This window comes from Sulfobacillus thermosulfidooxidans, assembly GCF_001280565.1.
Lineage (GTDB): Bacteria > Bacillota > Sulfobacillia > Sulfobacillales > Sulfobacillaceae > Sulfobacillus > Sulfobacillus thermosulfidooxidans_A.
On record NZ_LGRO01000002.1, the window covers coordinates 449,981 to 475,161 of the forward strand.

Annotated in this window: 27 protein-coding genes; 5 read left to right on the plus strand and 22 right to left on the minus strand. The window is 48.6% G+C overall.

Annotated features, from left to right (window positions below):
- Window positions 1-175 precede the first annotated feature (175 nt).
- Window positions 176-574: a hypothetical protein gene (locus tag AOA63_RS17750; RefSeq protein ID WP_053961084.1), complete on the minus strand. Its 399-nt coding sequence runs from the start codon at window positions 572-574 to the stop codon at window positions 176-178.
- A gap of 142 nt (window positions 575-716) precedes the next feature.
- On the opposite strand from AOA63_RS17750, the gene AOA63_RS20295 reads away from it, so the two are divergent.
- A complete protein-coding gene (locus AOA63_RS20295) occupies window positions 717-1,052 on the plus strand; it encodes a hypothetical protein (protein WP_242848417.1) in 336 nt (111 codons plus the stop codon).
- A gap of 107 nt (window positions 1,053-1,159) precedes the next feature.
- Window positions 1,160-1,555 carry a hypothetical protein gene (locus AOA63_RS20300; protein ID WP_242848418.1) on the plus strand — a complete coding sequence of 132 codons (396 nt, stop codon included), beginning with the start codon at window positions 1,160-1,162 and terminating at the stop codon, window positions 1,553-1,555.
- Between the two features lie 27 nt (window positions 1,556-1,582).
- Here the strand turns inward: AOA63_RS20300 and rnr are convergent, their stop codons facing one another.
- The 21 genes from rnr to AOA63_RS17860 all read right to left on the minus strand — a co-directional run bounded on the left by rnr (window position 1,583) and on the right by AOA63_RS17860 (window position 23,351).
- Window positions 1,583-3,772 carry a ribonuclease R gene (gene rnr / locus AOA63_RS17760; protein ID WP_053961085.1) on the minus strand — a complete coding sequence of 730 codons (2,190 nt, stop codon included), beginning with the start codon at window positions 3,770-3,772 and terminating at the stop codon, window positions 1,583-1,585.
- 135 nt (window positions 3,773-3,907) lie between these two features.
- The gene (secG, locus tag AOA63_RS17765; RefSeq protein WP_020376594.1) at window positions 3,908-4,138 is read right to left on the minus strand and encodes a preprotein translocase subunit SecG; all 231 of its coding nucleotides are present in this window, start codon (window positions 4,136-4,138) and stop codon (window positions 3,908-3,910) included.
- A 135-nt stretch (window positions 4,139-4,273) separates the two neighbouring features.
- Entirely contained in the window at window positions 4,274-5,590 is a 1,317-nt protein-coding gene (locus tag AOA63_RS17770) for an MFS transporter (protein WP_053961086.1), read from the minus strand.
- Between the two features lie 167 nt (window positions 5,591-5,757).
- Complete coding sequence (locus tag AOA63_RS17775; RefSeq protein WP_053961087.1) at window positions 5,758-6,768, minus strand: HAD family hydrolase; 1,011 nt, start codon at window positions 6,766-6,768, stop codon at window positions 5,758-5,760.
- Entirely contained in the window at window positions 6,765-8,036 is a 1,272-nt protein-coding gene (gene eno / locus AOA63_RS17780; protein WP_053961088.1) for a phosphopyruvate hydratase, read from the minus strand. Before eno ends, AOA63_RS17775 begins: the two co-directional genes overlap by 4 nt.
- Window positions 8,037-8,042: 6 nt before the next feature.
- A complete protein-coding gene (gene gpmI / locus AOA63_RS17785) occupies window positions 8,043-9,569 on the minus strand; it encodes a 2,3-bisphosphoglycerate-independent phosphoglycerate mutase (RefSeq protein WP_053961225.1) in 1,527 nt (508 codons plus the stop codon).
- 55 nt (window positions 9,570-9,624) lie between these two features.
- Window positions 9,625-10,389 (minus strand): triose-phosphate isomerase, encoded by a 765-nt coding sequence (tpiA, locus tag AOA63_RS17790; RefSeq protein ID WP_278277085.1) that lies wholly within the window; start codon window positions 10,387-10,389, stop codon window positions 9,625-9,627.
- Between the two features lie 3 nt (window positions 10,390-10,392).
- Window positions 10,393-11,595: a phosphoglycerate kinase gene (locus AOA63_RS17795; protein WP_053961089.1), complete on the minus strand. Its 1,203-nt coding sequence runs from the start codon at window positions 11,593-11,595 to the stop codon at window positions 10,393-10,395.
- Window position 11,596: 1 nt separating this feature from the next.
- Window positions 11,597-12,604 carry a type I glyceraldehyde-3-phosphate dehydrogenase gene (gene gap, locus AOA63_RS17800; RefSeq protein WP_197648420.1) on the minus strand — a complete coding sequence of 336 codons (1,008 nt, stop codon included), beginning with the start codon at window positions 12,602-12,604 and terminating at the stop codon, window positions 11,597-11,599.
- A 133-nt stretch (window positions 12,605-12,737) separates the two neighbouring features.
- On the minus strand, window positions 12,738-13,394 hold the full coding sequence (gene phoU, locus AOA63_RS17805; RefSeq protein WP_028962750.1) for a phosphate signaling complex protein PhoU: 657 nt from the start codon (window positions 13,392-13,394) through the stop codon (window positions 12,738-12,740).
- A gap of 33 nt (window positions 13,395-13,427) precedes the next feature.
- Window positions 13,428-14,204 (minus strand): phosphate ABC transporter ATP-binding protein PstB, encoded by a 777-nt coding sequence (gene pstB / locus AOA63_RS17810; protein WP_082344125.1) that lies wholly within the window; start codon window positions 14,202-14,204, stop codon window positions 13,428-13,430.
- Window positions 14,205-14,246: 42 nt separating this feature from the next.
- A complete protein-coding gene (locus tag AOA63_RS17815; protein ID WP_053961090.1) occupies window positions 14,247-15,110 on the minus strand; it encodes a PstA family ABC transporter permease in 864 nt (287 codons plus the stop codon).
- Window positions 15,103-15,951 carry a PstC family ABC transporter permease gene (locus AOA63_RS17820; RefSeq protein ID WP_053961091.1) on the minus strand — a complete coding sequence of 283 codons (849 nt, stop codon included), beginning with the start codon at window positions 15,949-15,951 and terminating at the stop codon, window positions 15,103-15,105. The genes AOA63_RS17815 and AOA63_RS17820 overlap by 8 nt, the downstream gene beginning before the upstream one ends.
- Complete coding sequence (locus AOA63_RS17825) at window positions 15,948-16,775, minus strand: substrate-binding domain-containing protein (RefSeq protein WP_053961092.1); 828 nt, start codon at window positions 16,773-16,775, stop codon at window positions 15,948-15,950. The genes AOA63_RS17820 and AOA63_RS17825 overlap by 4 nt, the downstream gene beginning before the upstream one ends.
- Window positions 16,775-18,157 (minus strand): ATP-binding protein, encoded by a 1,383-nt coding sequence (locus AOA63_RS17830; RefSeq protein ID WP_053961093.1) that lies wholly within the window; start codon window positions 18,155-18,157, stop codon window positions 16,775-16,777. The genes AOA63_RS17825 and AOA63_RS17830 overlap by 1 nt, the downstream gene beginning before the upstream one ends.
- Entirely contained in the window at window positions 18,154-18,849 is a 696-nt protein-coding gene (locus tag AOA63_RS17835; protein WP_053961094.1) for a response regulator, read from the minus strand. The genes AOA63_RS17830 and AOA63_RS17835 overlap by 4 nt, the downstream gene beginning before the upstream one ends.
- Window positions 18,821-19,732 carry a hypothetical protein gene (locus AOA63_RS17840; protein ID WP_053961095.1) on the minus strand — a complete coding sequence of 304 codons (912 nt, stop codon included), beginning with the start codon at window positions 19,730-19,732 and terminating at the stop codon, window positions 18,821-18,823. The genes AOA63_RS17835 and AOA63_RS17840 overlap by 29 nt, the downstream gene beginning before the upstream one ends.
- A gap of 104 nt (window positions 19,733-19,836) precedes the next feature.
- The gene (locus AOA63_RS17845; protein WP_053961096.1) at window positions 19,837-20,970 is read right to left on the minus strand and encodes a M20 family metallopeptidase; all 1,134 of its coding nucleotides are present in this window, start codon (window positions 20,968-20,970) and stop codon (window positions 19,837-19,839) included.
- Window positions 20,957-22,126, minus strand: coding sequence for an o-succinylbenzoate synthase (gene menC / locus AOA63_RS17850; RefSeq protein ID WP_053961097.1), 1,170 nt, complete (start codon window positions 22,124-22,126; stop codon window positions 20,957-20,959). Before menC ends, AOA63_RS17845 begins: the two co-directional genes overlap by 14 nt.
- A 4-nt stretch (window positions 22,127-22,130) precedes the next feature.
- Window positions 22,131-22,850, minus strand: coding sequence for a GNAT family N-acetyltransferase (locus AOA63_RS17855; protein ID WP_171822787.1), 720 nt, complete (start codon window positions 22,848-22,850; stop codon window positions 22,131-22,133).
- 21 nt (window positions 22,851-22,871) lie between these two features.
- Window positions 22,872-23,351, minus strand: coding sequence for an NUDIX hydrolase (locus AOA63_RS17860; protein WP_053961099.1), 480 nt, complete (start codon window positions 23,349-23,351; stop codon window positions 22,872-22,874).
- Window positions 23,352-23,519: 168 nt separating this feature from the next.
- Between AOA63_RS17860 and tnpA the strand changes: the two genes are divergently transcribed.
- The 3 genes from tnpA to AOA63_RS20480 are packed head-to-tail and all read left to right on the plus strand — an operon-like array spanning window position 23,520 to window position 25,042.
- Window positions 23,520-23,921: an IS200/IS605 family transposase gene (tnpA, locus tag AOA63_RS17865; RefSeq protein ID WP_053961229.1), complete on the plus strand. Its 402-nt coding sequence runs from the start codon at window positions 23,520-23,522 to the stop codon at window positions 23,919-23,921.
- Complete coding sequence (locus AOA63_RS20475) at window positions 23,918-24,358, plus strand: RNA-guided endonuclease InsQ/TnpB family protein (protein WP_347474823.1); 441 nt, start codon at window positions 23,918-23,920, stop codon at window positions 24,356-24,358. Before tnpA ends, AOA63_RS20475 begins: the two co-directional genes overlap by 4 nt.
- A 6-nt stretch (window positions 24,359-24,364) precedes the next feature.
- Window positions 24,365-25,042, plus strand: coding sequence for an RNA-guided endonuclease InsQ/TnpB family protein (locus AOA63_RS20480; RefSeq protein WP_347474824.1), 678 nt, complete (start codon window positions 24,365-24,367; stop codon window positions 25,040-25,042).
- The last annotated feature ends 139 nt before the right edge of the window (window positions 25,043-25,181 follow it).

A 25,181-nucleotide genomic window follows, 5' to 3' on the forward strand; every position in this document is an offset into this window, starting at 1 on the left:
CCGTCACGTATTGCCTTAAAATTATATGATCCTTCGCAAAAAATATCAAATCCCCAATAATGGGGATTGGCATGATCACTCCGAGCTTCAAATTTTCCCTAAAGCACTGTTGTCCCCTGAAAATACCATAGGGCATCTCCATATGAAACGTAGAAAAAAATAATGAATCCCGCATTTACCGAGCAGCCCTTTGATGATGATCCGTCTTTGGATCTTGAAATTTTGCCGTACAGGGAGCACCCGATGGCATCATCCCGCTACAGGAGCCACGTCCAGGCGGAATTATTCCCGTCCACTGCCCTTGAGTCAGGACCACCCGAGGACGCCTGCCGCGTCCAATGACGACGACCACATTGCCTCGTTGGCCACACCACCACGTGCTGTCGCCAAAGTGTAAACGACTCCATGAAGGCGATTCCTTTTTCCAAATAAGTTTTCCCACTGTCCATAGGGGCGCTGAGCCAAATTCCGTCCATAAGATACGTGTATTTTCAAAGCTCAATGCAACATGAGCTTTATATGGCAGGGTCGCATTTTTGGGATTGCCAATGTACCACTCTTTCCATATCCGCATAGTACTCACCTCTATCACACATAACGCCGGGAACTCTCAAAAGGTTTCATACTGATGCAGATTCCAACGAACTTCCAAAAAATTTTGCGAGAGTTGGGAGAGGTTTTTGTTCATACTGCTTAATGAAAAGGAGCATAAGAGCATGTTTGCGGACATTAATCTGTGGAATCCTCATAGCGGACTGCCTATCAACCTTATTATCGTGACTGCCTTTCTTCTAGGCATGGTCCATGGAATTACACCTGATGAGCATACCTGGCCCATTACCTTTAGCTACGCGATTGGAGCTTATTCTACCCAGGGCGGTCTTGTTGCCGGATTGTCCTTTTCTTTGGCCTTTACCCTCCAAGGGGCCATTGCCTCAGAACGGGCATATTTAGCCTTAGCCAAATGGTTGCAAAATCCGCGCATCGATGCGGTCGTTTATATCGTCGTGGGTATCGCTATGTTTCTAGCAGGAAAATATATTCGTTCCTAAAGCCGGGTACTCCATATTCATGGGCTTGGTAGCCATCATCACGATAACTTCAAGCCCATGCGCAATATCCCGCCACAAATGGCCATGGTCCACGGATTCCTAGCAGGATGGGGGCTTGGTGCCTTTGCCATCATCATTTACACTGTGCTCGCGCCGAGTATGCACAGCACCTGGTGGGAATGGGTTCCGGGCGCATTTTTTGGACCAGGCACTTTCAAGCCAGTGCCGGCGCGCTCTTTGGCCACTGGATGAGTCGTGCGCATATTCCTGCCGACTTGGCTAAAAATGTTGCCCAAAGTACAGCCAGCGCCACATTGCTCTATGGAGGTCTGACATTCATGCTCGCCGGAGGCTTAAGCCTTATGTTCCCCAGGTTGCAAAAAATGGCATGGGTTACACCGATCCATATTCATAAATTGCACACGCTGGGGGATTGGCTTTATTCTCGTAGCCTTTACCGTGCTCGTCGTTGGTCTGGGAACCCTCATACGCGCCATGCGTAAAGCACAACGGCTCGTAGCGAAACGTTCTTAAACTTTTTGTCGGCGCTTTGGTTTGGCCCGACTTTCATTTTCTTGGACCAAGCGAAAATCGATGCGTTTCATCGCCACGTCGACACGAATAACTTCAGCTCGCACAGTCTGTCCGAGTTGATATTCCCGGCCTGTCCGTTGACCTTTGAGCCGGTAGCGAACAGGATCAAACACCCAGTAATCAGAGGGCAGATCCTCAAGTCGCACCAAGCCCTCAATCAAATTGGGCAATTCCACAAACAGTCCAAAATTGGTCACCCCAGAGATTACCGCATCATATTGCTCTCCCAATTTATCAGCCATGAACTGGGCTTCTTTCAATGCCACCGAATCGCGCTCGGCATCCATGGCTTCGCGTTCGCGCAACGAAGCGACCTCTCCCACCATACTGACTTTTGAGCGCCAACGGGAAAGTGTCTCTTCGTCCAGTCGTCCTTCCAAATACGCCGTAAGCACGCGGTGAACCCATAAATCGGGATATCGGCGTATCGGAGAGGTAAAATGAGTATATTCATCAGCAGCCAGCCCAAAATGCCCGGTATTTTCGCTCTGGTAACGTGCCTGCTTCATCGCGCGCAATAACGCCGTATTGACTACACGTTCTTCCGGTTTATCCTGAACCCGGTTAATCAAATCTTGTAAATGTTTAGGAGTAAGAGCTTCCGGCAACCGGTAGCCGAGGGCTCCAATCATTTCCCGGAATTGTTCCATACGTTCTCCTGGCGGTTCATGGACCCGAAAAAGTCCCGGGAGGTTTTTGTCAATCATTTCTCGGGCCACCACTTCATTAGCCAACAACATCAATTCTTCGATAATACTTTCCGCTAAACCACGCTCTCGGAGCACAACGTCAACGGGAAAACCATTCGCATCCAAAATCACTTTCGATTCGGGCACATCAAAATCAATCGCTCCTCGGGCGATGCGGCGGTTCCGCAGAATATTGCGTACAGTCAGAGCAGTTTCTAAAAATGGTCGCAAGTGATGAACATCATCTTGTTGATCGGCTAAGAGGGCATTCACCCCTTCATAGGTGAGACGGAATTTCGATCGAATGACCGAACGGTGGAATTCGACATGCTGCACCTCTCCCGTAGCATCCATTGTCATAATGGCTGACACAGTTAAGCGGGGGATACCCGGATTTAAACTGGCTATGCCATTGGATAAACGTTCAGGCAACATCGGAATGACCCGGTCAACTAAATACACACTCGTGCCACGTTCCATAGCCTCAAGGTCCAACGGCGAATTTTCTTCCACATAATAACTCACATCGGCAATATGCACTCCCACTTCAAACAAACCGTGCTCTAAGGCCTTGACCGATATCGCATCATCTAAGTCTTTGGCATCCGCCCCATCGATAGTGACAATCAGTTCGTCCGTTAAATCCAGGCGTCCTTCATAATCTTCTGGTCGCACTTTAGCAGGCAGTAATTCGGCGGCTTTGATGACGGCAGGAGGAAATTCCAATGGTAAGTGGTGTTCGAGCGCCACCACCGACACATCCACTCCGGGCGTAAACGGGTTTCCCAAATTTTTCGTCAGCTCACCACGGACCGATCGCCTGGGGTCTAATGGCCACTCCGTAATGGTAGCTTGAACCATATCTCCGGGTCGCACCTTTTCGTGTTTCGGGACCACGACTTCCACTTCGGGTTTACGCGGATCATCCGGAATCACCCGCCACCCCATACGGTTTCGATCTAATCGACCTGTGACTTGGGTTGTCGCCCGCGACAAGACATCCATCACGCGCCCTTCCAGCCCGTCAGGGGTTTTACGGTACCAAACGAGCACTTCATCATCATGCCGGGCTCCTTGAAACCAACGGGCAGGAACAAAAATGTCGTCTTGCGGATATTCGGAATTCATCACAAATCCAAATCCCCGAGGATTAATACGCAAATGACCCGGACGAACTAATATGCTGATATGACCACTTTCTGTGCGCACGAGCCAACCTTCCTTGCGATATTGCGCATAAATCCGGAAGAGCGACTTGTCAGGGCTGCGGCCTTTATTGAGTTTTTTCAATAACTGCTCTTCTAAGATAGGTTGTCCATTAGCCAAAATCGAAAAAAGTCTTTCCGGCAACCGTTTGGGATCCGCATGCGCACCATACGCCTTTGGGCTCAGAGAATGGCGCGCCCTGGGATGCACGATTTTCTTTTTCTTGGGCATTTTTCCACCTCCTTTTTCTCAACAAATGGGAAAAATCCTTGAGAATATCCTCTGACTTAACACAGAAAACCTCTGTCCGGTTAACCGCCGTTTCAGAGGTTCCTTAAGGGGTCTCGTCTCACAAATATATCCATCCTACCGCCAATAATGAACCATTAACAGGGTAACAATGGCTAGAGCAATAGAAAGATACAGGGCAATTTTTTCAAGAAGTTGATCAACTCCTTGTTTTTTACCCGTATAAGGCGACGGTCCGCCTCCGCCAAAAGCTCCGGAAATTCCCGCACTATAACCAGTTTGCAAAATAATCGAACCAATTACAGCCACTGATAAGACCACTTCTAAAATCGCCAATAAGGTTATCACCGAAACATCCTTCCCCATTATGCGCAAGCTAGGCCCGCTTTATAAGTCATCATATTATACCACAATCATGACAAAGACAGTCGAGACCTTGCTTAAGGTCTCGACTGTCTTGTAAATCAAAGGGCGAGAAATCTCTTAACCTTCAGGCGCATTGACAATCTCTAGCGATTTGCCTTTGGTCTCTTTGCCTAAAATCATCACGGTTAATGCCGCAATGAATAAGGCTGCGGCAAACACACCGAAGATTGACACCAGACCCAATTTCATAGCGAGCAACACGCCGACAATCGTCGGCCCGATGATGCCGCCAATGCGCCCAATGCCCATGGCCCATCCGGCACCTGTTCCCCGGTTCATGGTGGGATATTGTTCAACCGTATACGCATAGGTAACACCCCATGCTCCCAAATTAAAAAAGGATAGCATCGAACCGAATATTAAAACCTGTTCGACTCCATGGGCATGGCCAAAGAGATAGGCGGATACCGCTGACATAAGAATATAGAACACCAGAACCGGTTTGCGGCCGAGACGGTCCACCAGAAATCCTGCTGACAAATATCCGGGCAATTGAACAATGGTGACAATCAACGTATATTTCAACGAATCCACCAAGGAATAGCCATGAGTGACCAAAACCGATGGCAACCACAAGAACATTCCGTAATAGGCGAAGTTCATTCCCATCCACAAAATCCACAGCATAATGGTTTTGGAGCTTTGCCCATGGCGAAAAAGATCAAGAACACTCCCTTTCGTTCTCGCTTTAACCGGGACGTGCATAGTCGCAGCAACTTCATGCCCTGCCACCACACTCATCACGCGCTGGGCCTCTTGCACTCTTCCCGTGCGCAATAGAAATCGCGGTGATTCGGGAATATGCCGGCGCAAATATAAAATATACAAAGCCGGTAACATACCAAAGAGAAAGCCCATCCGCCATCCGTATCGGGGAATCAATAAATACGAGACTAACGCCGCAATCAGCCATCCGACAGCCCAAAAACTTTCTAATAAGACAATCCCGCGGCCACGGTCTTTTCGTGGTAAAAATTCCGTCACCATGGTGCTCGTGACAGGCAACTCGCCTCCGAGACCAATGCCCACGATAAAGCGAAAGAGAACTAACATCCACACCGCCAAGGCGGCCGCGGAAAGCCCCGTGGCAATACTATAAATCGCCAGGGTCAACATAAAGATTTTTCGTCGTCCTAAGCGGTCGGCTACAGTTCCAGCCAAAGCCGCACCAATGGCCATTCCAACCAAGCTGATCGAGGCGACGACGCCCACCATCACATTGCTTAAATGCCAAGCCCCAATCAATGCCGCTAAGACAAACGAAATAATCCCAACATCCAATGAGTCGAATAAGGTTCCTAATCCGGCCACAGTGATAAGCCGGTAATGAAATCGCGTCATATTTAACGCATCAAGATCTTGTTCTAGTTGCATTGTTCTTAGCCCTCCTTAGCAATACTCCATCATACGAACGCGATAACCAAATGTGCGTACTGCCAAGCTTTAGACCATCAAATCCTGCGCGCCAAAAATAAAAAAGACCTCTGTTTGTTCAACAGAGGTCTAGCCAGTTCTTAGGGGTTAAAATCCTTAGCAAGCGATTAATCTGTGCGTTGCCGTCGGTGGGTTAACCAAGCAAGCAATTGCTTCACGCTATGTGCCATCAGATCAACGCCCCGATCTTGGAATAAAGCGTAGGCCAGAGGTCCTGGGGAACCTCCCAACATTCCGCAAAAGAGGCAAGGAGGATCATCTAAGGACCGCTCCGCTTCATAGCGGGCTGCAGCCTGCCAATCATCTAAATTGTCTCCCACATATATCATCAAACGGGGCGACAAACTTTGCGCGATGGCCACAAGTCCTTGGGGATCGGGTTTATGTATGCCGCGATCTTCGGTAATCATCGCATCCTCGCTCCAAATCCCTTCCAGTCCGGCAATACGGATCGCAGTCTGGGTTTCTCCGAGATTTCGCCCTGTATATAATCCATAACGGAAAGGAGATTTTAATAGATCTTCCCGACTTACAAGTGGCCGTTCCGCATGCATAAGCCCTTGACCTTTGACGGTATCATTGGGAATTCCAAAAACTTGGGCCGCTTCGTCCCCCGCATAATACTCCATCGCGAGACGAGTGATCCGTGTACGGTCCCAGGACTGTGTAATGGTCTCAAAATCTTTTTCATCCACCAACGTTTCGAGAGCCCGTGCAAGCCCGTTCAACCCGCCACCTTGTTGTGCCACGGCACGTGAGAGGCTTAAAAAGTCTGGAGCAAGATGGCGTAGGCCCTCAAAATCCCGACTGCCCGCCATTACCGACTTCACCAAAAAGACCAGCACAATACCTTGAGCCAACGCCCAGTCACTATTAAAGCCTCCAGCCGCTTTGAAATAGGCGGTCTCTTCTGGCGTGACGGCGAGTCCTTGTCCCACAAAACCTTTCTCTCTTAGGTAATGGGTTACGGTCTGACAGATGACAATCGGATAGGACGCATGGACATCAATTAAAACCCCGTCCATATCAAAGACAATGACATCGGCAACTTCCGCCTGCATGGCCGCCCGGTTGGTCGCAAAAACGCCATCTCCCACTTGTCGCAGCTCTAAATTCAACGGCGAAAGGCCTCCCATCCGGCATATTCTAATCCGGGATCAGTCTGTTCAATCGTTAGTAACCGGTTATATTTAGCAATCCGTTCACCCCGTGCAGGTGCTCCGGTTTTAATTTGACTCCCGTTGATGGCGACGGCTAAGTCTGCAATCGTGGTGTCCTCCGTTTCTCCTGAACGGTGTGACACAATCGCATTCCACCCAGCGCGGTGCGTCAAGCGAATAGCGTCTAAGGTTTCGGTGACCGTACCGATTTGGTTCAATTTAATCAAGACCGCATTGGAACAACCTTCTTCGATTCCTCGCTGAATACGCTGGGTATTGGTCACGAATAAGTCATCCCCCACCAGTTGAACCTGATCGCCCAGTCGCTCCGTTAAGAGTTGCCAGTGATCCCAATCATCTTCTGCCAAACCATCTTCAATAGAAATAATGGGATAGTCGCGGATCAATTGATGATAATAATCAATGAGTTCCGTACCGGTTTTGAGGGTGCCTTCGAAAATATATCCCTCATCTTGCTTAATTTCTGTGGCGGCGACGTCCAGGGCCAAGACCATGTCTTGACCCGGTTTTAATCCTGCACGTTCCATCGCCAGCAAGAGCAAATCAAGGGCCTCCCGGTTGGACTGTAGGTCAGGCGCAAATCCACCTTCATCGCCGACCGCTGTACGGAGATTTTTCTCTTGCAAAATCTTTTTAAGCATTTGATAGGTTTCTTGAGCCATGCGCATCGCTTCTCTGAACGTCGCAGCCCCTACCGGCACCAACATAAATTCCTGAATGTCAACATTATTATCCGCATGGGCCCCGCCATTTAAGACATTCAATAACGGCACAGGCAGCAACGCAGCCCCAAGCCCACCGATATAGCGATAGAGTGGCTGGTTATGGACTTTAGCCCCCGCTTGCAAAATCGCCAGCGATACACCTAAAATCGCATTGGCGCCCAATCGAGCTTTTTGGGGATCTCCATCCAGTTCCACAAGTCGCTGATCCATTGTCTTTTGGTCTGTCACGGGCAACCCTAAAAACGCGGGCGCAATCACCTCGTTGACATTTTTCACCGCTAGACTGACACCTTTGCCCCCATACCGTGAGGGATCATTATCCCGCAATTCTACCGCTTCATGAGCGCCAGTTGAGGCACCAGAAGGAACACGGGAGACCACAGCCGTCCCGTCTTCGAGTTCCAAGTAGACTTCCACGGTCGGATTACCCCGCGAGTCCAAAATTTCCATCGCTTGTATTTTGCTTATGCTTTCTCTCATATCGAATTAATTCCGGCCTCCTTTAACGAGCAAGGATTCTCCTGTCATCTCTTTGGGTATCGGCACACCCATAGCCTCTAACACGGTGGGCGCCACATCCTTTAGCCCGCCTCCGGCTCTTAGTGACCAGCTGTCTAATACGCTAGGATGTCCAACTAATATAAAAGGAACCGGACTCGTGCTATGTTGGGTATGAATTTCGCCATGACTTCCCACCATAATTTCGGCATTGCCGTGATCGGCCACAATCGCCAAGAGTCCATTGTGCTCTAGCACCTTCCTCGCAATGCGTCCAATTTGTTCATCAACAATCCGAATGGCTTCCTTGGTCGCCTCTAAGTTACCCGTATGCCCGACCATATCACTATTAGCAAAGTTCAGCAAGATAAAATCGTTGTGCCCCTGGTCCAAAGCCTCTATGACGGCATCAGCAATAAGGGCTGCACTCATCCCCGGTGCTAAATCATAGGTAGCCACTTTCGGTGACGGGATCAGGATGCGTGACTCGCCATCGTAAACATGTTCGACCCCACCATTAAAGAAAAATGTCACATGGGCATATTTTTCCGTTTCTGCGACATGGAGCTGCGTCAAGCCTTGCCGGCTTAACCATTCCGCCATATTGTTCTCAACTGTTATGGGGGCAAACACGTGAGGTAAGATAAACTCTTCGTCATATTGGGTCATGCCGGCCACATCATGCATCGCTCCCTTGGGACGATCAAATGCATGAAAATCGGGATCAGCCAACGCTCGAGTGATTTGACGAACCCGGTCTGGCCGAAAATTGAAGACAAAGATCGGATCTTCGGGATCAATTGTGGCCACGGGTGAACCATGATTATCCACCAGCACTGTAGGTTCAACAAATTCATCGCTGATTCCGTGTTCGTAGGATGCTAAAACGGCTTCCACCACACTTTGCGCCTTTTGACCTTCCCCTAAAACCATCGCCCGGTAGGCTTTCTCCGTTCGGTCCCATCGTTTGTCGCGGTCCATTGCGTAATACCGCCCCGATACGGTCGCAATGCGCCCTAGGTCGAGTTCGTTCATCACTCCCGCTAAAAAGGCCAAAGAAGCCGGGGAACTATGGGGATCTACATCACGGCCATCTAGCCAAACATGCAAAAACACCTCTTTTAGTCCCGCCTCAGCAAAAATCTTCAATAGGGCTTTGAGATGTTCTTGATGGCTATGAACCCCTCCAGGGGACAACAATCCCATCACATGCAACCTGTGATGCTTAGCCCGATTAATTAGCTCATGAATGACCGGGCTATTAGCTAATTCTCCAGATTCTATGGCATCAAAAATCCTCACTAAATTTTGGGGTATAATGCGGCCGGCACCAATAGTCAAATGCCCGACATTTGAATCACCCATTTGTCCGTCCATGAGGCCAACGGCTCGTCCATGAGCTTGAACTTGGGTAAATAAATATGTTTGTTGCAATGCCTGCATATTGCGATCGGGTGCTTCTGAAATGGCATTAGATGGAGAGGGGGGAGCAATCCCCCATCCATCCAATACCATCAGCACCGTAGGTCGTACCACGTTGCTGAACCCTTCTTTCCGTCAATCCGTCTGGTTAGTGGCCAATATCCGCCATTTTAAGAAATTCATCCACTTGCAATGATGCGCCGCCAACCAGCGAACCGTCAATATGTGCTTGTTCGAGAAATTGATGGATGTTCTTGGAAGAAACGCTTCCCCCGTATAACACGGGAACCGTATTGCTATCGTCCGAAATTTGTTTGGAGAGGATTTGGCGGATTAAGCCGGCCACTTCATTCGCTTGTTCAGGTTCAGGTACTTCCCCGCTACCGATCGCCCACACCGGTTCATAGGCCACCACCAGGGATTTCAATACCTCTGGACTCGCATAAGGAAAGATCGCCTCAATTTGGCGGGTAATAACGGCAAAGGTTTGTCCGGAACGATAATCATCGAGCGATTCACCGACGCACAAAATTGGACGCAAATGCGCGTCAAAGGCTTGAGCGACTTTTTGCCCAATCAAAGCATCTGTTTCACCAAAAAGGTTGCGCCGTTCAGAGTGACCAACAATGACCCACCGAGCCCCGGCTTCATGGATTAAATAGCCTGATAACGCCCCAGTGAGAGCACCTTCTCGCCCTAAATCGAGATTTTGTGCCCCCAGCATGACCGGTGAGGTGGCTAATTCTTGTCCGACAGCCCAAAGGCTTAAGGCTGTCGGACAAATAATCAATTGATGCTTTGGAGACACATTTTCTAAACGGCGAACCAATTCCCTAGCAAAAGCACGCCCTTCCTCCACCGTTTTATGCATTTTCCAGTTCGCAATGAGAAAAGTCTCGCGCGTATCGTTCACCCCCTATTCATGCACGGCATGTTTCAAGGCACGCACGCCGGGAAGATCTTCCCCTTCAAGATAGCGCAAGGTAGCGCCACCGCCTGTGGAAATGTGAGTAAGCTTGTCTTTGACGCCCGCTTTGTTCACCGCAGCGACGGAATCGCCGCCGCCTACTACCACCGCAGCATTAAGGTGAGCCAATTCTCGGGCTACAGCCAGTGTGCCTTGAGCAAACGCTTCAAACTCAAAAACACCCATGGGCCCATTCCATAGGACCGTTTTCGCCGGATTCAGTGCCTGGACAATCGCCTTGACCGTCTCAGGACCAATGTCGAGCGCCATTTCATCGGAGTGAATATCTGTTATCTTGGCAACCCGAGATGGGGCATCGGCCTTAAATTCTTTCGCTAAAACCATATCCGTAGGCAAGATGACAGGAATTCCTTTAGTCTTAGCTCGTTCGACCAGGTCTTTTGCCGTATTCACGGCCCCCGGTTCAACCAAGGACTTTCCCATATCATAGCCTTCAGCATACAAAAAGGTATTGGCCATCCCGCCGCCAATGATGAGCCCGTCGACTAAATCTAGCAGACGAGCCAATAATTTTACCTTGTCACTGACCTTGGCACCACCAATAATCGCCCAATACGGACGCTGGGGGTGGGTCAAAATCTCATCTAATGTGTCTAATTCTTCGGCCATTAAAAGGCCCGCATACGCTGGTAAAAATTCTGGCACCCCGACAATCGAAGCATCTTCGCGGTGGGATGTACCAAAAGCATCATTGACGTAAATATCGGCAAGACTCGCCAGGTACGCGGCAAATTCACGGGAATTTGTTTTTTCGCCCGGATGAAAACGCAAGTTTTCCAAAATTAAGAGTTCCCCGGGTTTTAATGCCTGGCTGGCTTCCGTAACCCTGGGCGACATGACCTCATTCACAAAACGCACGGGGAAGTCCAAGTGTTCTTGCAAATAGTCGAATACCGGTTGCAATGAATCTTGCGGATTGGGTGATTTGGGACGGCCCCGGTGACTGATCGCGATCACGCGACCACCTTTTTGCAACAAGGATTTTAGCGTGGGTAATGACCCTTGAATGCGGCTGTCATCTGTAATTTTTCCCGTAGTGGGATCGATGGGAATATTAAAATCGACCCGTACAAGAATACGCTTTCCATAGATATCTCCCAGTTCCTCCATGCGACGAAATGCGTTTGTCATCTTACACGCCCTTTTCCGCAACGAGTTCGGTCAATTCGACCAGCCGATTGGCATAACCCCATTCATTGTCGTACCACGCCAAGACTTTGGCCATATGATCCCCGACAACCATGGTTTCTAACCCGTCGACAATACTGGAATGCGGATTGCCCTTGAAATCAGATGACACGAGAGGTTTATCCGTAAATTGCAAAATCCCTTTCAATGAGGTTTCAGCGGCTTTCTGGAAGGATTCATTGATGGCTTGAACCGATACGGATTCGCGGGTATTGACTGTCAAATCAACAATCGAAACAACGGGAGTGGGAACGCGTAAAGACATGCCATTTAGCTTGCCTTTCAATTGGGGGAGCACCAAATGCAGTGCCCGGGCGGCTCCTGTGCTGCTTGGAATAATGTTAATGGCGCCAGCTCGCGCCCGCCGCAAATCTTTATGCGGGAGATCCAATAACTTTTGGTCATTGGTATACGAGTGCACGGTGGTCATCATACCGGATTCGATACCAAACACCTCGTCAAGAACTTTCGCTACAGGGGCTAAGCAGTTGGTGGTACAAGAGGCGTTGGAGATCACATTGTCGTGGGAAGGATCATAAAGTTGTTGGTTTACGCCTAATACGATCGTCCGGTCTTCATTCGATGCTGGAGCCGATATAATGACTTTTTTAGCCCCGCCACCTTCAATATGTGCTCGTGCCTTATTGGCATCCGTAAACAATCCTGTCGATTCAATCACGATATCAACGCCATATTGTTTCCATGGGATTGCGCCGGGGTCTCTTTGCGCAGAGACGATGATTTCTTTTCCGTTTACAATCAGATTTGAACCTTCTGCCCTCACATCCGCATCAAAAATTCCATAATTGGAATCATATTTCAGGAGATGAGCAATGGTCGTGGCATCCGTCAAATCATTGATAGCAACTATCTCAAAAATATCTTGTTTTTGCGCAATTCGGAAAAACCTACGCCCAATACTTCCAAATCCATTGATACCAACTCTTACCACTGTATAACCTCCTATAGACATGGGATGAAATGACGCTCGTGAATATTGTAACGAAAACAACGGAATTTGGCATCACTTTCTCGGTGAAATGAGTTGACTTTTGCCAATTTTACGTCGGGTTCGAGGTGAACCGCTAGTCATTCAATTCTTGGCGCTGACCACTTACCATATATATTACCCATTCGCCAAGATTCGTCGCATGATCCGCTACCCGTTCAATATAATTGGCCACAAACAAAAGATAGGTGCCTTGTCCAATAGTTTCAGGCTGAGCCCGCATAATTTCTAGCAATTCTCGGAACACGCGGGCATAAAGATGATCGACATCGTCGTCCAATCGGATCATGGTCATTGCTTCTTCAATACTACGGTGAATATAGGCATTTAATGCTAGGCGAACCATGGAACTGGTGAGTCGCGCCATTTCCGGGATATCGATAAGGGGTTTGATAGGGGGCTCATGATTCAGCCTCACCGTCACTTTGGCAATATCCGAAGCATGATCCGCCATCCGCTCAAGATCTGTAATAATCTTAAGAACCGTCGAAACCACACGCAAATCACTGGCTAAAGGCTGTTGCAGGGCTAAAAGCGTCAAACACCGGCGCTCGATATCCATTTCCATGGCATCGACCCGGTCATCATCGGCAATCACTTGATGCGCCAAGGCGACATCTTGTTCGGTTAAAGACCGTACAGCACGCCGCAATTGGTCTTCGACCAATGCCCCCATGCGTATTAATTCCTGCTCAAGTTCCGTTAATTGGTGATGAAATGTTTGCCGCACCATGCTTAAAGACTCCTCAAGGTCTATTGGGAGGAATTAATCAAATCGGCCAGTCAAAAATTCTTCCGTTCGTTTTTCTCTTGGAGCCGTAAAGATATCTTGGGTAAAACCCATTTCAATTAGCTGGCCCTGTTCAAAAAAGGCCACCACATCGGATACCCTCGCGGCTTGTTGCAAATTGTGCGTCACAATAATCATCGTATATTGTGACTTTAATTGCACAATCAATTCCTCAATCTTGGCACTAGAAACGGGATCTAAAGAAGCCGTGGGCTCATCCAACAATAAGACTTGCGGATCGACGGCTAAGGCCCTCGCAATGCATAAGCGTTGTTGCTGCCCTCCCGATAATGTGCTAGCACTTCGCCGCAGCTTTCCTCGCACTTCATCCCATAACGCTGCTCGCTTTAAGCTATCTTCCACAGTTTTACGTAATTGTGTCGAGGATTTGATGCCAAAAATTCGCGGGCCATATGCCACATTGTCAAAAATCGTCATAGGAAAGGGATTAGGATGTTGAAAGACCATGCCCACGGTACGTCTCAAATGGGTCACATCAACGTGATCATCGAGAACATCGAAGCTCCCTACCCGCACGCTCCCTTCAATTCTGACAAGTGCCAACCGTTCAATCATCCGGTTTAACACCCTCAAAAAGGTGGATTTTCCACATCCCGACGGACCAATAATGGCTAACACTTGTCCAGCATCAACACGTAAGTTAATGTTTTTCAAGGCTGGCGTATGGCCATACCATACCGAAAGATGGCGGACTTCAATATCGGGTACAGAACGATCGTCCACGTTGCCCAATCTCCCTCTCCTTTCTCTTTCACAGCCATAAGCGTTGGGCTCTTACAGACCTTTCACCCACTGCGCCAATTTCTGACTTCCCCATAACACCAAGAAAACCGCTGCCAGCAGCACCACACCAGTGGCAGCCGCTTCTTGATGGGCATCTGGCATGAGCCCCTCGGTTCTGACATACCATAAATGGACAGCTAAAGTTTCCCCTGGTGCCGACAAGGCGAAATGGTTTCCCACGTTGAGACCTGCTGTATAAATTAACGCGGCCGTTTCGCCCATCAAGCGGGCCACAGTCAAGCCTACCTGTTCAATCATATCCGCCAAGGCGACGGGTAAAATCAAATACCATATTGTTTGCCAGCGAGATGCTCCAAGAGCCCAGGATCCCTCCCGCCAACTTCCGGGAATACGCCGTAAAACGGTAATAAGAACCGATATAGCAAAGGGCCAATTGATTAGGGTCAAGGCCACAATGCCACTTTGGACGGATACCGGCCAGTGCCACCGGACTATGACCACATCCACGACAATGAGTCCAATTACCATAGTCGGCAAACTTAACAAGATTTGCAACCCTTGATCAAACCATCGGATAAGTGGGGAAAAATGATCATACTCAACCCGGTATATCGCAATCAAAAGTGCCAGGGGCAGCGAAATACCTTGACTAATGCCCACCATTGCAAGCGTATTGATCACTTCTGGCCCGATGCCTCCTCCCCCCAGTTCTTGAGGACGCAAGAATAAAAATTGTGGAGTGATACGAGAAGCGCCTTGTACAATCAAGGGAATGATCACCAGCAGCAAAAATCCTATCGCCATGGCGCCTAGAATCGCCAGCAGGATATGAAATGTACGTCCTTGACGTGTCGGTTTCAACACTTTAGGCGGATGTAAAGGGGGTTTAGTCATCTCGAACACCTCGAAGTCGGGATGTTATCCACACAATTCCGAGCATCAAGATCATGAGCCATAGGGCCATGAAATCGAGCACATGATGTCCCGCAGTTCCTGGTGGTAATAAGGGAAGATCGGTAAGAAGCTGGGTCGTCAATGTCGCCGCAGGATGAAATATTGAAGTAAGGCGGGGTTGACCTCCAATCACCATCTGGACCGCAATCGTCTCCCCTAATCCCCGAGCCATGGCAATTAATGCCGCTTGAATAATACGGGGTCTGGCTGTAGGCAAGATAATAGCCCACAGCGTTTGATCTTCCGTGGCGCCTAAGGCCATCGATCCTTCAATATATGATGGCGGAACATGCCGTAAGGCTTCAAAGGACAAAATGCTAAACGTCGGCAAAATCATCAATGCCAATACCACACTGGCGGAAAATGGGCCATAGCCGGATGTCCCGCTAAGACGTCTGATGCACGGCACAATTACCGTTAACCCCCACCAACCGTAAAGAACCGAAGGAATGGCTACAAATAACGTTAAAAAGCGTATAAACTGTTTCTGCCACACTCCTCGCAATATTCTGGCTCCCAATACACTTAAAGCAAGACCCCAGGGTAAAACCAGTACCAGGGCTAATACCGCCACCATAATGCTTCCAAGGATAAAAGACCACAATCCAAATTGCCCGTGCAAGGGACTCCAATGCGACGAAACGATAGGGGAAAGCCCGTGATGGCGGATAAATTGCCATGAACCCTGTACGATAATGCCCACGACAAAAAGCCATACCACCACAAACAGGGCAAGACTGAAATGGGTTAATTGGTCCATGATTTTATCCATCGTTGTCATGACGCGCCTCCCTGGGTAGGCTCCGGATAAATGCCAAATGCAGGACGACTAGGATCATGAGCGAGATATTCCGCCAAATCCACGACCAAGGGTTCGGCATCTTCCCGGATGAAGATGGCAGGTTCTGCAAATAACACCCACTGTCCCGGATCATTTCTCTGGTAACAATGATTACCTAGACACATAATGTGCAGATTATCTAAAGGCATGACCGCTTCCACATAGCCAATCGCACCCGGAGTTTCTCGCACGGTTTTCGCTACCGCACCATTAGACAATTGAATAATAGCATGAGGCGAAAACTCGCTTCCGGCCAACAGTCTGGTTTGTACCACCTCACGGGCCCCAGAACTCAAAGGCCGGGACACCACCACGATGGGGACATCTTGACCGCCAATTTGTCGCCAATTTTGAATGAGACCTTGAAACACTTGACGGGCTTGTTGCCATGATAGCCGCTTAATCCCCACACCAGAATGCGCCACAATCACAATGGGAATCCGCCCTAAAGAATATCGCCGCAACGGGACGACAATGTAGCCAGGTGGAGGTATCACGTCCGCTATGGCCATCTCAACTTGTCCATTAGCTATAGCCTTTAAACCGGCATAAGATCCTCCCCCACTGATGGCCACATGAACACGACTATGCCCCCTTTCCCAATTTGGGAGCACCGCTTTCACATAGCCCATACACGAGCTCGCTCCCATAATCGTTAAACGCAAGATGGGATCTTGTGTGCGGAGCAAATGGATAACCCGAAGAGCTCCATAGAGCAATGGTCCGCTCAGTATGCCCATAACGAATTGCCGACGTGAAATCATTAATCATCGCGCTCACTCTCGAATTCTGGCAACCATAGCAAAAATTCGGTGCCGACACCCACTGTACTTTTTACTTCTATGCGGCCGTGGTGGAGTTCCATGATATGTTTTACAATGGCTAAACCTAATCCGGTACCACCAGAAGCCCGAGAACGAGCACGATCCACGCGGTAAAACCGTTCAAAAATACGTGGAACATCTTGAGCCGGAATACCAATCCCAGTATCTTTCACCGAGATACCGACCATATGATTAGGCACATCAAGTGCCATATCCAGGGTAATGCGTCCCCCAGCAGGCGTATATTGCACAGCATTGGATACCAAATTCATAAAGACTTCGGCTAAAAGATCGGGATCCCCGGCCACAAGAGGCATATGTGCCGGAATGTGATTTTCCAAGGTTAAACCGGCACTTTGGATACGGGGGGACAATTTGACGGTTACAGACTCGATTAAGACCGGAACATCCACACCTTGGCGTCTCATGGGCATCGAGTGGTGTTCCATGCGAGATAATGTCAACAAATCATCGACCAAACGGCTCATCCGGGTGGCTTCCTCATGAATAAGTTCCAAAAACCGGCGTGCGGAAGGATCATCGGGATTATCCAACAATGTTTCTGTAAATCCCCGAATGACCGTTAAAGGCGTTTGTAGTTCATGACTTACGTTGGCCACAAAGTCCTGGCGCATTCGTTCAACCTGCTTTTGTGCGGAAACATTCCGAGCCACTAAAACGGCGCCAAGGCCGCCAATAGGCTGATTTAATGCCCCGACCGTTACTTCGACAACGAAACTATCATTATCGGGAGGACTCCATAAAACAGTATCTGTGCCTCCCTCCCGCGTTACTTTGGTCACGGCATCATCCAGGGCCATATCCCGAATCACTTCCAAAAGATGTTTGCCGGTTACGGGTTCATCACCCAATCCAAACAGTTCATACGCCGCCCGGTTAATGAGAGTAATGGTCAAACCGTGCCCTAAAATAATAATACCGTTCGCCATACTACTCAGGATCGCTTCCAGACGCTCTTTATCCTGTTGCAAGTCTTCAGTACGTTCAGCTAAAACCTCTGCCACCCGGTTCATCCCATGCGCTAAAGAATCTAATGGATCGGCTTGATCGAGGTAAACTCGCGCCTGTAAATCCCCCGAAGCCCAGCGATCCACAGTTTCTGTTAGCTGGATTACCGTTTCATCAAGTAACCGGTCCCGGTGTCTTAACCATTCAGAAAAATGAAAAGCCCAAATCCACGCTACCGCGTAGAGAATAATGGCCTCGACGGGACCATGCGGTGTCCGCATAATCAGTCCTGCCAGGGTTGCAACAAGCAGAATTGCCAAAGGTAATAAAAAGCAGCGGTTGCATTTTTTCATAACTCTTTAAACCGATATCCCACTCCCCGCACCGTTTCAATAAAACGCGGTGACTGCAAATCCTCTTGTAATTTTTCCCGCAGATGGCGGATATGGACGTCGACTGTACGGGCATCGCCAAAGAAATCTTGTCCCCACACTTTGACCAGCAAATCATCCCGAGTGAATGCCCGTCCAGGGTTCTTCGCCAGAATCGATAACAATTCAAATTCTGTAAACGTCAACGGCAAAGGCGTCCCGTCCAGCAAAACCTCCCGTTTGTCAAATTCGATTTTCAAGCCATAATGTTCCACGACTTCGGGTTCTGTGGTATCTTTGTCCGCTGGCCGTTTCACTCGCCTGAGAATCGCCTTGACTCTGGCCACCAATTCCCGCGGAGAAAAAGGCTTCGTCACATAATCATCGGCTCCCAGTTCCAATCCTAATATCCGGTCGAGTTCGTCTTTACGGGCTGTCAGCATGATTACAGGAATGTCGGTTTCATGCCGAATTGAACGACACACATCAAGTCCTGAGAGTCCCGGTAACATGACATCTAAAACCACCAGGTCCGGTTTATCCTGCAAAGCGCGTTTGAGCCCTTGTTGTCCATCATATTCAGTAAGCACATCAAAGCCTTCACGTCTTAAATTGTAAGCCACTAATTCAACAATGGCTTTTTCATCATCCACGACCAACACCCGTTGCGGCATGATGTCCTCCTCTCTCGACTTGGGAAGGTAAGACTCGTGACGACGATTCGCTCGTCAAAGTCTCAGAACGCGTCTTAAGCCTAAAATGCCTAGCTTCAACATCTAATGCCAGCACATTTAACGCCGTCATCTCCTCGATCGCCTGGCGAATATGCGTTTGTACCTCTTCCAATAACGCAAATAACTGGAACTGACGACTCACGCCTAGTTCCACAGTAATACTCACTCCAGCAGGCGCACTTTGAACGACCACCCGGTAAACATGGGACACATCTCGACTTTGGCGTGCCGCATGAATGACAATCGCCGTAATCACGGTATCAGAAATATAAAATCGCCCCAATCCTGAATAGGTCGGACGCACAATCGATTTTTCCACAAACACGGACCGGCCTTTGCGTCGAAAGATAAACCGCAATGGATCGATTAAGTATCCAGAAAAACTTTTCCGCACTTCCATCGTCGGAGCAGGAATCACATGCTTGCCTTGTTCTCGACGGATCTTTTGTGCTAAGGCCCGTTCCTCTGGGGACGCGACCGTTTCAATGGGAATCCACATCACCGAATCCGGGTCCAAATGGAGAGCATGCACAATATGGTTGACCATATTCACCGAGGTACCAAGAATCAATAAGGATGACAGGTTTAAGCGAGCAATCGCTTGACGGACCGAAGCCGCGTGCTCGGGATCAGAAAAAATGGCACGTTTCACAGCCGCGACCCGAGTCGCTTCCCGCTTCGCAGAATATCCCGCAACAATACGACCATCTGCAATTAATAGCCCATCATCGATAATCGCTTCGGCATTCTTTTCAATTGCCACCATTGAGGCTCGGTGGCTCTTACCTGTGCCACTCGGACCAATTAACGCATAAATTTTCATTCCTTAGTGCGGAACACCCCGAGCCTGCTGAAGGCTCCCTTCCCGCTCCTCCTTTTGTCGAAGGTATCTGGGTCCACCATGACCTATGACCTGCCCACACAACTTCAATCGTTAAATAGGGTGGTTGACGAATCCATCGGTTCTTGTCCTGCCCGGACAACCAACTCGTGAACGAGTCTTTGACGCCAGGGCACGAATCGCCATTCAATGTGTTCGTGGCGCGCATGCGCTCCCTGCCCTACCGCTCCTAACCCGTCTAAGGTTGGTGTGATAGCCGCCGTAAAATTCCCATCGCTGGCGCCGCCCACATTAATTCCAGCTAATGGCTTCCCCCGCACGCTTTCCCAGATTTCCGCGGCTTGGCGAAACCACTGCTCCGCCACCGGACCATGGTCCATTGGCGGCCGGTTAAACCCTCCTACGTACCGGGTTGAGGTCCTCGTGTCAAACTGAGGCGGCGCATTCAAAGTCTTTTCAATCCGCTCTTGCTCTTTTTGCGTTTTGACCCGGATATCGATTTCAGCAACCGCCGATGCTGCCACCACATTGGTCGTATTGCCCCCTTTGACCACCCCTACATTGATGGTTGTCCCAAGAACACGATTTTCTAAACTCGCCAGCCACAATATTTGTTGAGCCAATTCCCGAATGGCACTTGCTCCCTGATCCGGGTCGAGACCGGCATGGCTTTCAATGCCGGTAATCTCCATTCGGAAATTGCCAACACCGGATCGGCCAATTTTTAATGCACCTTCATTGCCTCCGGGCTCTAAAACGAGTGTCACCGATGCCTTTCGAGCCTTCTCTTCAATTAGCTGTCGGCTCAGCGCACTACCAATTTCTTCATCTGGAGTAATCAACCAGCAAAAAGGAACATCGGCAGGCACATCGTATAAAGCGCCGACGCCAATCACTAAACCGGCTTTCATGTCCAAAACGCCTGGTCCAAAAATGCGGTCTCCTTGTATCTGCAAGGGCATCGTCTTGAGAGTACCCAGCGGCCAGACGGTATCAGCGTGCGCCAGTAATAGGGGACCTTGGCGCCCAGGCATTATTCGGAAAATCTCAAGAATCGGACCATGCTCGGTAAAATGCCACTGGTATTGAAGAGAAAGAGGCTTTAAGGCGTCAAGAACCCGTTCCTGCACTTGGCGGATTCCTTGGACATACCGCGATGGCGATTCAATATGCACCAAGTCAGCCAATAGCTTTTTCCCCTGGTTATCATCCCAAGTCAAGTTCCGGAAACCTCCTTTTGAGGTTGAGATCATCCATGCCACCAGCAATTTTCCACGTTTCTTCATACGTACAGACTTCTTGCATACGCTTCGGATCCAAATTGACGCCGATGCCAGGACCCTTGGGAACGGTTAAGGTTCCATCACCATTTAATACAAAAGGTTCTGTAATAATATCTTGCCAAAAATAGCGGTCACTCGCGGAGGTATCGCCTGGTAAGGTAAATCCCGCTAAAGTCGTTAAATGAAGATTATGAGCCCGTCCAATCCCTGTTTCCAACATGCCCCCACACCATAGTGGAATATGATGCTGCCGGGCAAATGCTTCAATGGCTAATGACGGGCCATAACCGCCTACACGCCCTACTTTTAAGTTAATGATGCCGAGCGCTCCTAATTCCCACGCTTTTCTAACATCATCAGCCGAATGAATGGACTCATCCAGACAAATGGGAGTCGAAAGCGTTTTTGCCAACGTCGCGTGATCAACAATATCATCATAGGCAAGGGGTTGTTCGATCATCATCAAATGCAGGTCCTCAAAATCTTTGAAATGATCTCGCTCAGCGAGACGATAAGCCGAGTTCGCGTCGGCCATTATAGGAACCTCATCTCCAAGACGTGCGCGTAACATGCGCAAGGGGATTATGTCCCAACCCGGTCGAATTTTGATTTTCAGTCGTCGGTAGCCTTGCTTCCAATAGGTTTCTGCGACGGAGCCTAGTTGTTCGAGATTGTCTTGAATGCCAATGGATACCCCAACAGGAATCCGGTCTACCTCACGACCTCCTAACAAACGATACAAAGGCTGGCGCTCAGATTTGGCAAACCAGTCCCATATCGCCATTTCCACAGCCGCTTTCGCCATGCGATTGCCGCGTATACTTTGTAAGCGGACGGAAATCTCCCGAGGGTCCGTGATGTCTCCTTGTAAGCGGGGAATAATGGCATCACGGATGGCGTAATAGACGGATGCATGGGTTTCCTCACTGTATAAGGGCCAATCCGATGCTACCGATTCCGCATAGCCTTCAATGCCGTCTCCGCGCACCGTAATGATCCACGCACGCTTTGTGTCTTCGCGGCCAAAGGAAGTGGCAAAGGGTGTTTTCAACGGCAGTGAAATGAATTGTAATTGAATTTCTTCTAGACGCATACATTTATCCCCTTCGCGTTTCTCGAGTCTCGCCGAGCCTTGGTTTATCACTGCATACATAACATAATCGTCCTTGAGGCGATCTCGCCAGCCCCAGCACCGAAAAGGCATCTTGTGAAAACTGGGTCACGTAATATTCAGCCCACCACATGGCCTTAGAAGGGTCTTGTTGACGTAATACCGCTATATTTTCCGGAATCGGGATAAGTTTCTTGGCCGTCTTGTTCGATGTCGCCGGCCAATTCGGATTAAGCCCCACAAAAAAGCGATGAGTAGGCCATGCCCCATTAATCGCGTCATGTAACACACCATAATAGTTGGGATAAAATTCTAAAACTCGAGCTTTTAATATACCGAGATTTAACTGGGCGTTACGCCGTTGCAGAGGATCAAAAGTCCATCCTACAAACTCATATCCTTGGTCCAGGGCCCATTTCAACTGATACGATTTCATTTGCCGGCCAATACCTTGACTGCGGTAGGGGGGTAACACCGCCATCATATGGGAATGCAAATACCATAACCCATGATACCGGGCCGGAAAAGCAGCGGACATGGCAATCATGTTATGTTCCTCATCATATGCCCCTAAAATGAGTCCCCCGTGATCCGCAAATACCCTTAATAAACTCACAGGCGTACTATGTCCATGGCGCCACACGTTTTGTTCAATATGCAGAACTTGTTGCAATTCCTCGTCCGTCTGTAACGACCGAATCGTCACGGGCATACTCCAGTCCTCAATTCACGCATATGGTAGAAGTTGTTGAATAATGCGAGCCGTTGCTCCCCAAATTGTGCCGATATCACTTCGATATGCTATGCCGTAAGGGCCCTTGTAACATCCAGCTCGGAGATCTCGCCAAGAAATCCAAACCGCTTCAGTCACCTCTTGGGGATTAGGGGTCAACGCAACCTTGTGAGAAGTGGCAACAAGCCAAGGCCATATCCAATATTTCGACGCCTTTACGACGACCGGAGTTAGACATCCCAAGCACTGAGTGGCTGTCAATAAAATTCCGACTTCCTCTTCAGTTTCTCGCATTGCCGTCTCCCATAGGCTTTCATCCCCGGCCTCCCTTTTCCCGCCGGGAAAACCCATCTCGAGGGGATGTTCCTTCATCCATGAAGGCCGCTTAATAAAGAGCATCCACCAATCATCTTGATCATAAGCAACAAGTACACTTACCGAAGCGGCTTTAAATCCCAAGGGTGGCTCCCACACGTTTTTATCTCCCTAACATAAACCCTTCACTATTATTTTAACCTGATGCGGCAAGAAGTCTCCTATCCTCTCTAGGTGGGAGATGAATTGCCGCCTTCAAAGCATTGCTTACAACATACACATCGTCATGGTATAACCAGTTGTATAGTTGTATTTGACGGTGATGCTGTGGAATTGGATAGTAATAATCATTCAGTGTTCTTGATGTGCTATCACCTTATCCTTGTGATAAAGTATCGTCGAAAAGTCATTGACGATCAAATATCGAATCGTCTCAAAGAAATATTTGAGTATATTGCACCAACTTACCATGTGGCATTGCAGGAATGGAATCACGATAAAGATCACGTGCATATTTTGTTCAAAGCACAGCCGAACAGTGAATTGTCGAAGTTCATCAATGCCTATAAGAGTGCATCATCTCGCCTCATCAAAAAAGACTACCCGCGCATAAGAAAATCCCTATGGAAAGAGTATTTTTGGTCAAGAAGTTTTTGTTTGCTTACAACAGGTGGTGCGCCGATTGAAATGGTTAGCCGATATATTGAAAGTCAGGGGAAAAAAATATGAATAAAGCATTCAAATATCGCATCGACCCGAGCGTTGAACAAGAAAGTCTCATCAATAAAACGTTTGGTTGTGTCCGTTTCATTTATAATCGAATGCTTGCGAATCGTAAGGAAATCTATGAGCAATGCAAGGATGACAAAGAATCTCTGAAACAACAAAGATATTTACTTCCAGCCGATTTCAAAAAAGAGTTTAAGTGGCTCAAAGAAGTGGATAGTTTGGCTTTGGTAAATGCACAACTCAATTTGCAGGCAGCGTATCGGAATTTCTTCCGAGATAAGTCCGTAGGATTTCCGCAGTTCAAAAGTAAGCATCGTGATAAGTTGTCCTATACAACGAACAATCAAGGCGGCACGATTCGGTTAATAGATAATAAGACGCTTCGATTGCCCAAACTAAAAGATGTGCGAATTAAGCTTCATCGTTCCTTACCGTAGGGGTCTGTGATTAAGTCTGCAACTATTAGTAAAACCCCAACGGGTAAATATTATGTTTCCCTATTGGTTGAGTTCGAGATGAGTAGTCAGCCCGTGGCACCCGTAACAGAAACGGTATTAGGATTGGATTATTCGTCGAAATCTTTGGTTATTGATAGTCAAGGAAATTCTGTGGATTACCCCAAGTTCTATCGTCAAGCCGAGGCGAAACTGAAGAAGGCTCAACGTAAATTATCCCAACGTAAAAAAGGCCGTAAGAACCGTGAAAAGCAACGTCGTAAAGTGGCTAAACTGCACGAAAAAGTGGCCAATCAGCGCAAAGACTTCTTGCATAAACTCTCTAGGCAGATAGCCAATGCCTATACAGCAGTTGTGATAGAAGACGTAAATATGCGTGATATGGCTCAAAGCCTTAATTTAGGAAAGTCTACGAACGATAATGGATTCGGGATGTTCAAAACTTTTCTGGCATACAAACTGGCTGATCAAGGGAAACAACTTGTTGTCATAGACAAATGGTTTCCGTCTAGTAAACGGTGTCGATTCTGTCAAAAAGACAACAAACCGTTGACATTGGCGGATCGAGTGTGGATATGTCCGCATTGTGGGGCAGAGTTAGACAGAGACATCAATGCAGCCATCAACATCAAAAATGAAGGGTGTCGGATACTGGGTATCGCCTAATCCGTCCTAAAGAACCGTGGGGCACACGGGGATAGCTTGGTCATTATACTAGCGATAGCTAGTACGTCCCAAGAAGCCCCCACCTCTAAGCGTTAGCGTAGGTGGTGGGAGCAAGTCACCAAAGTCGAGAAAACCTGCA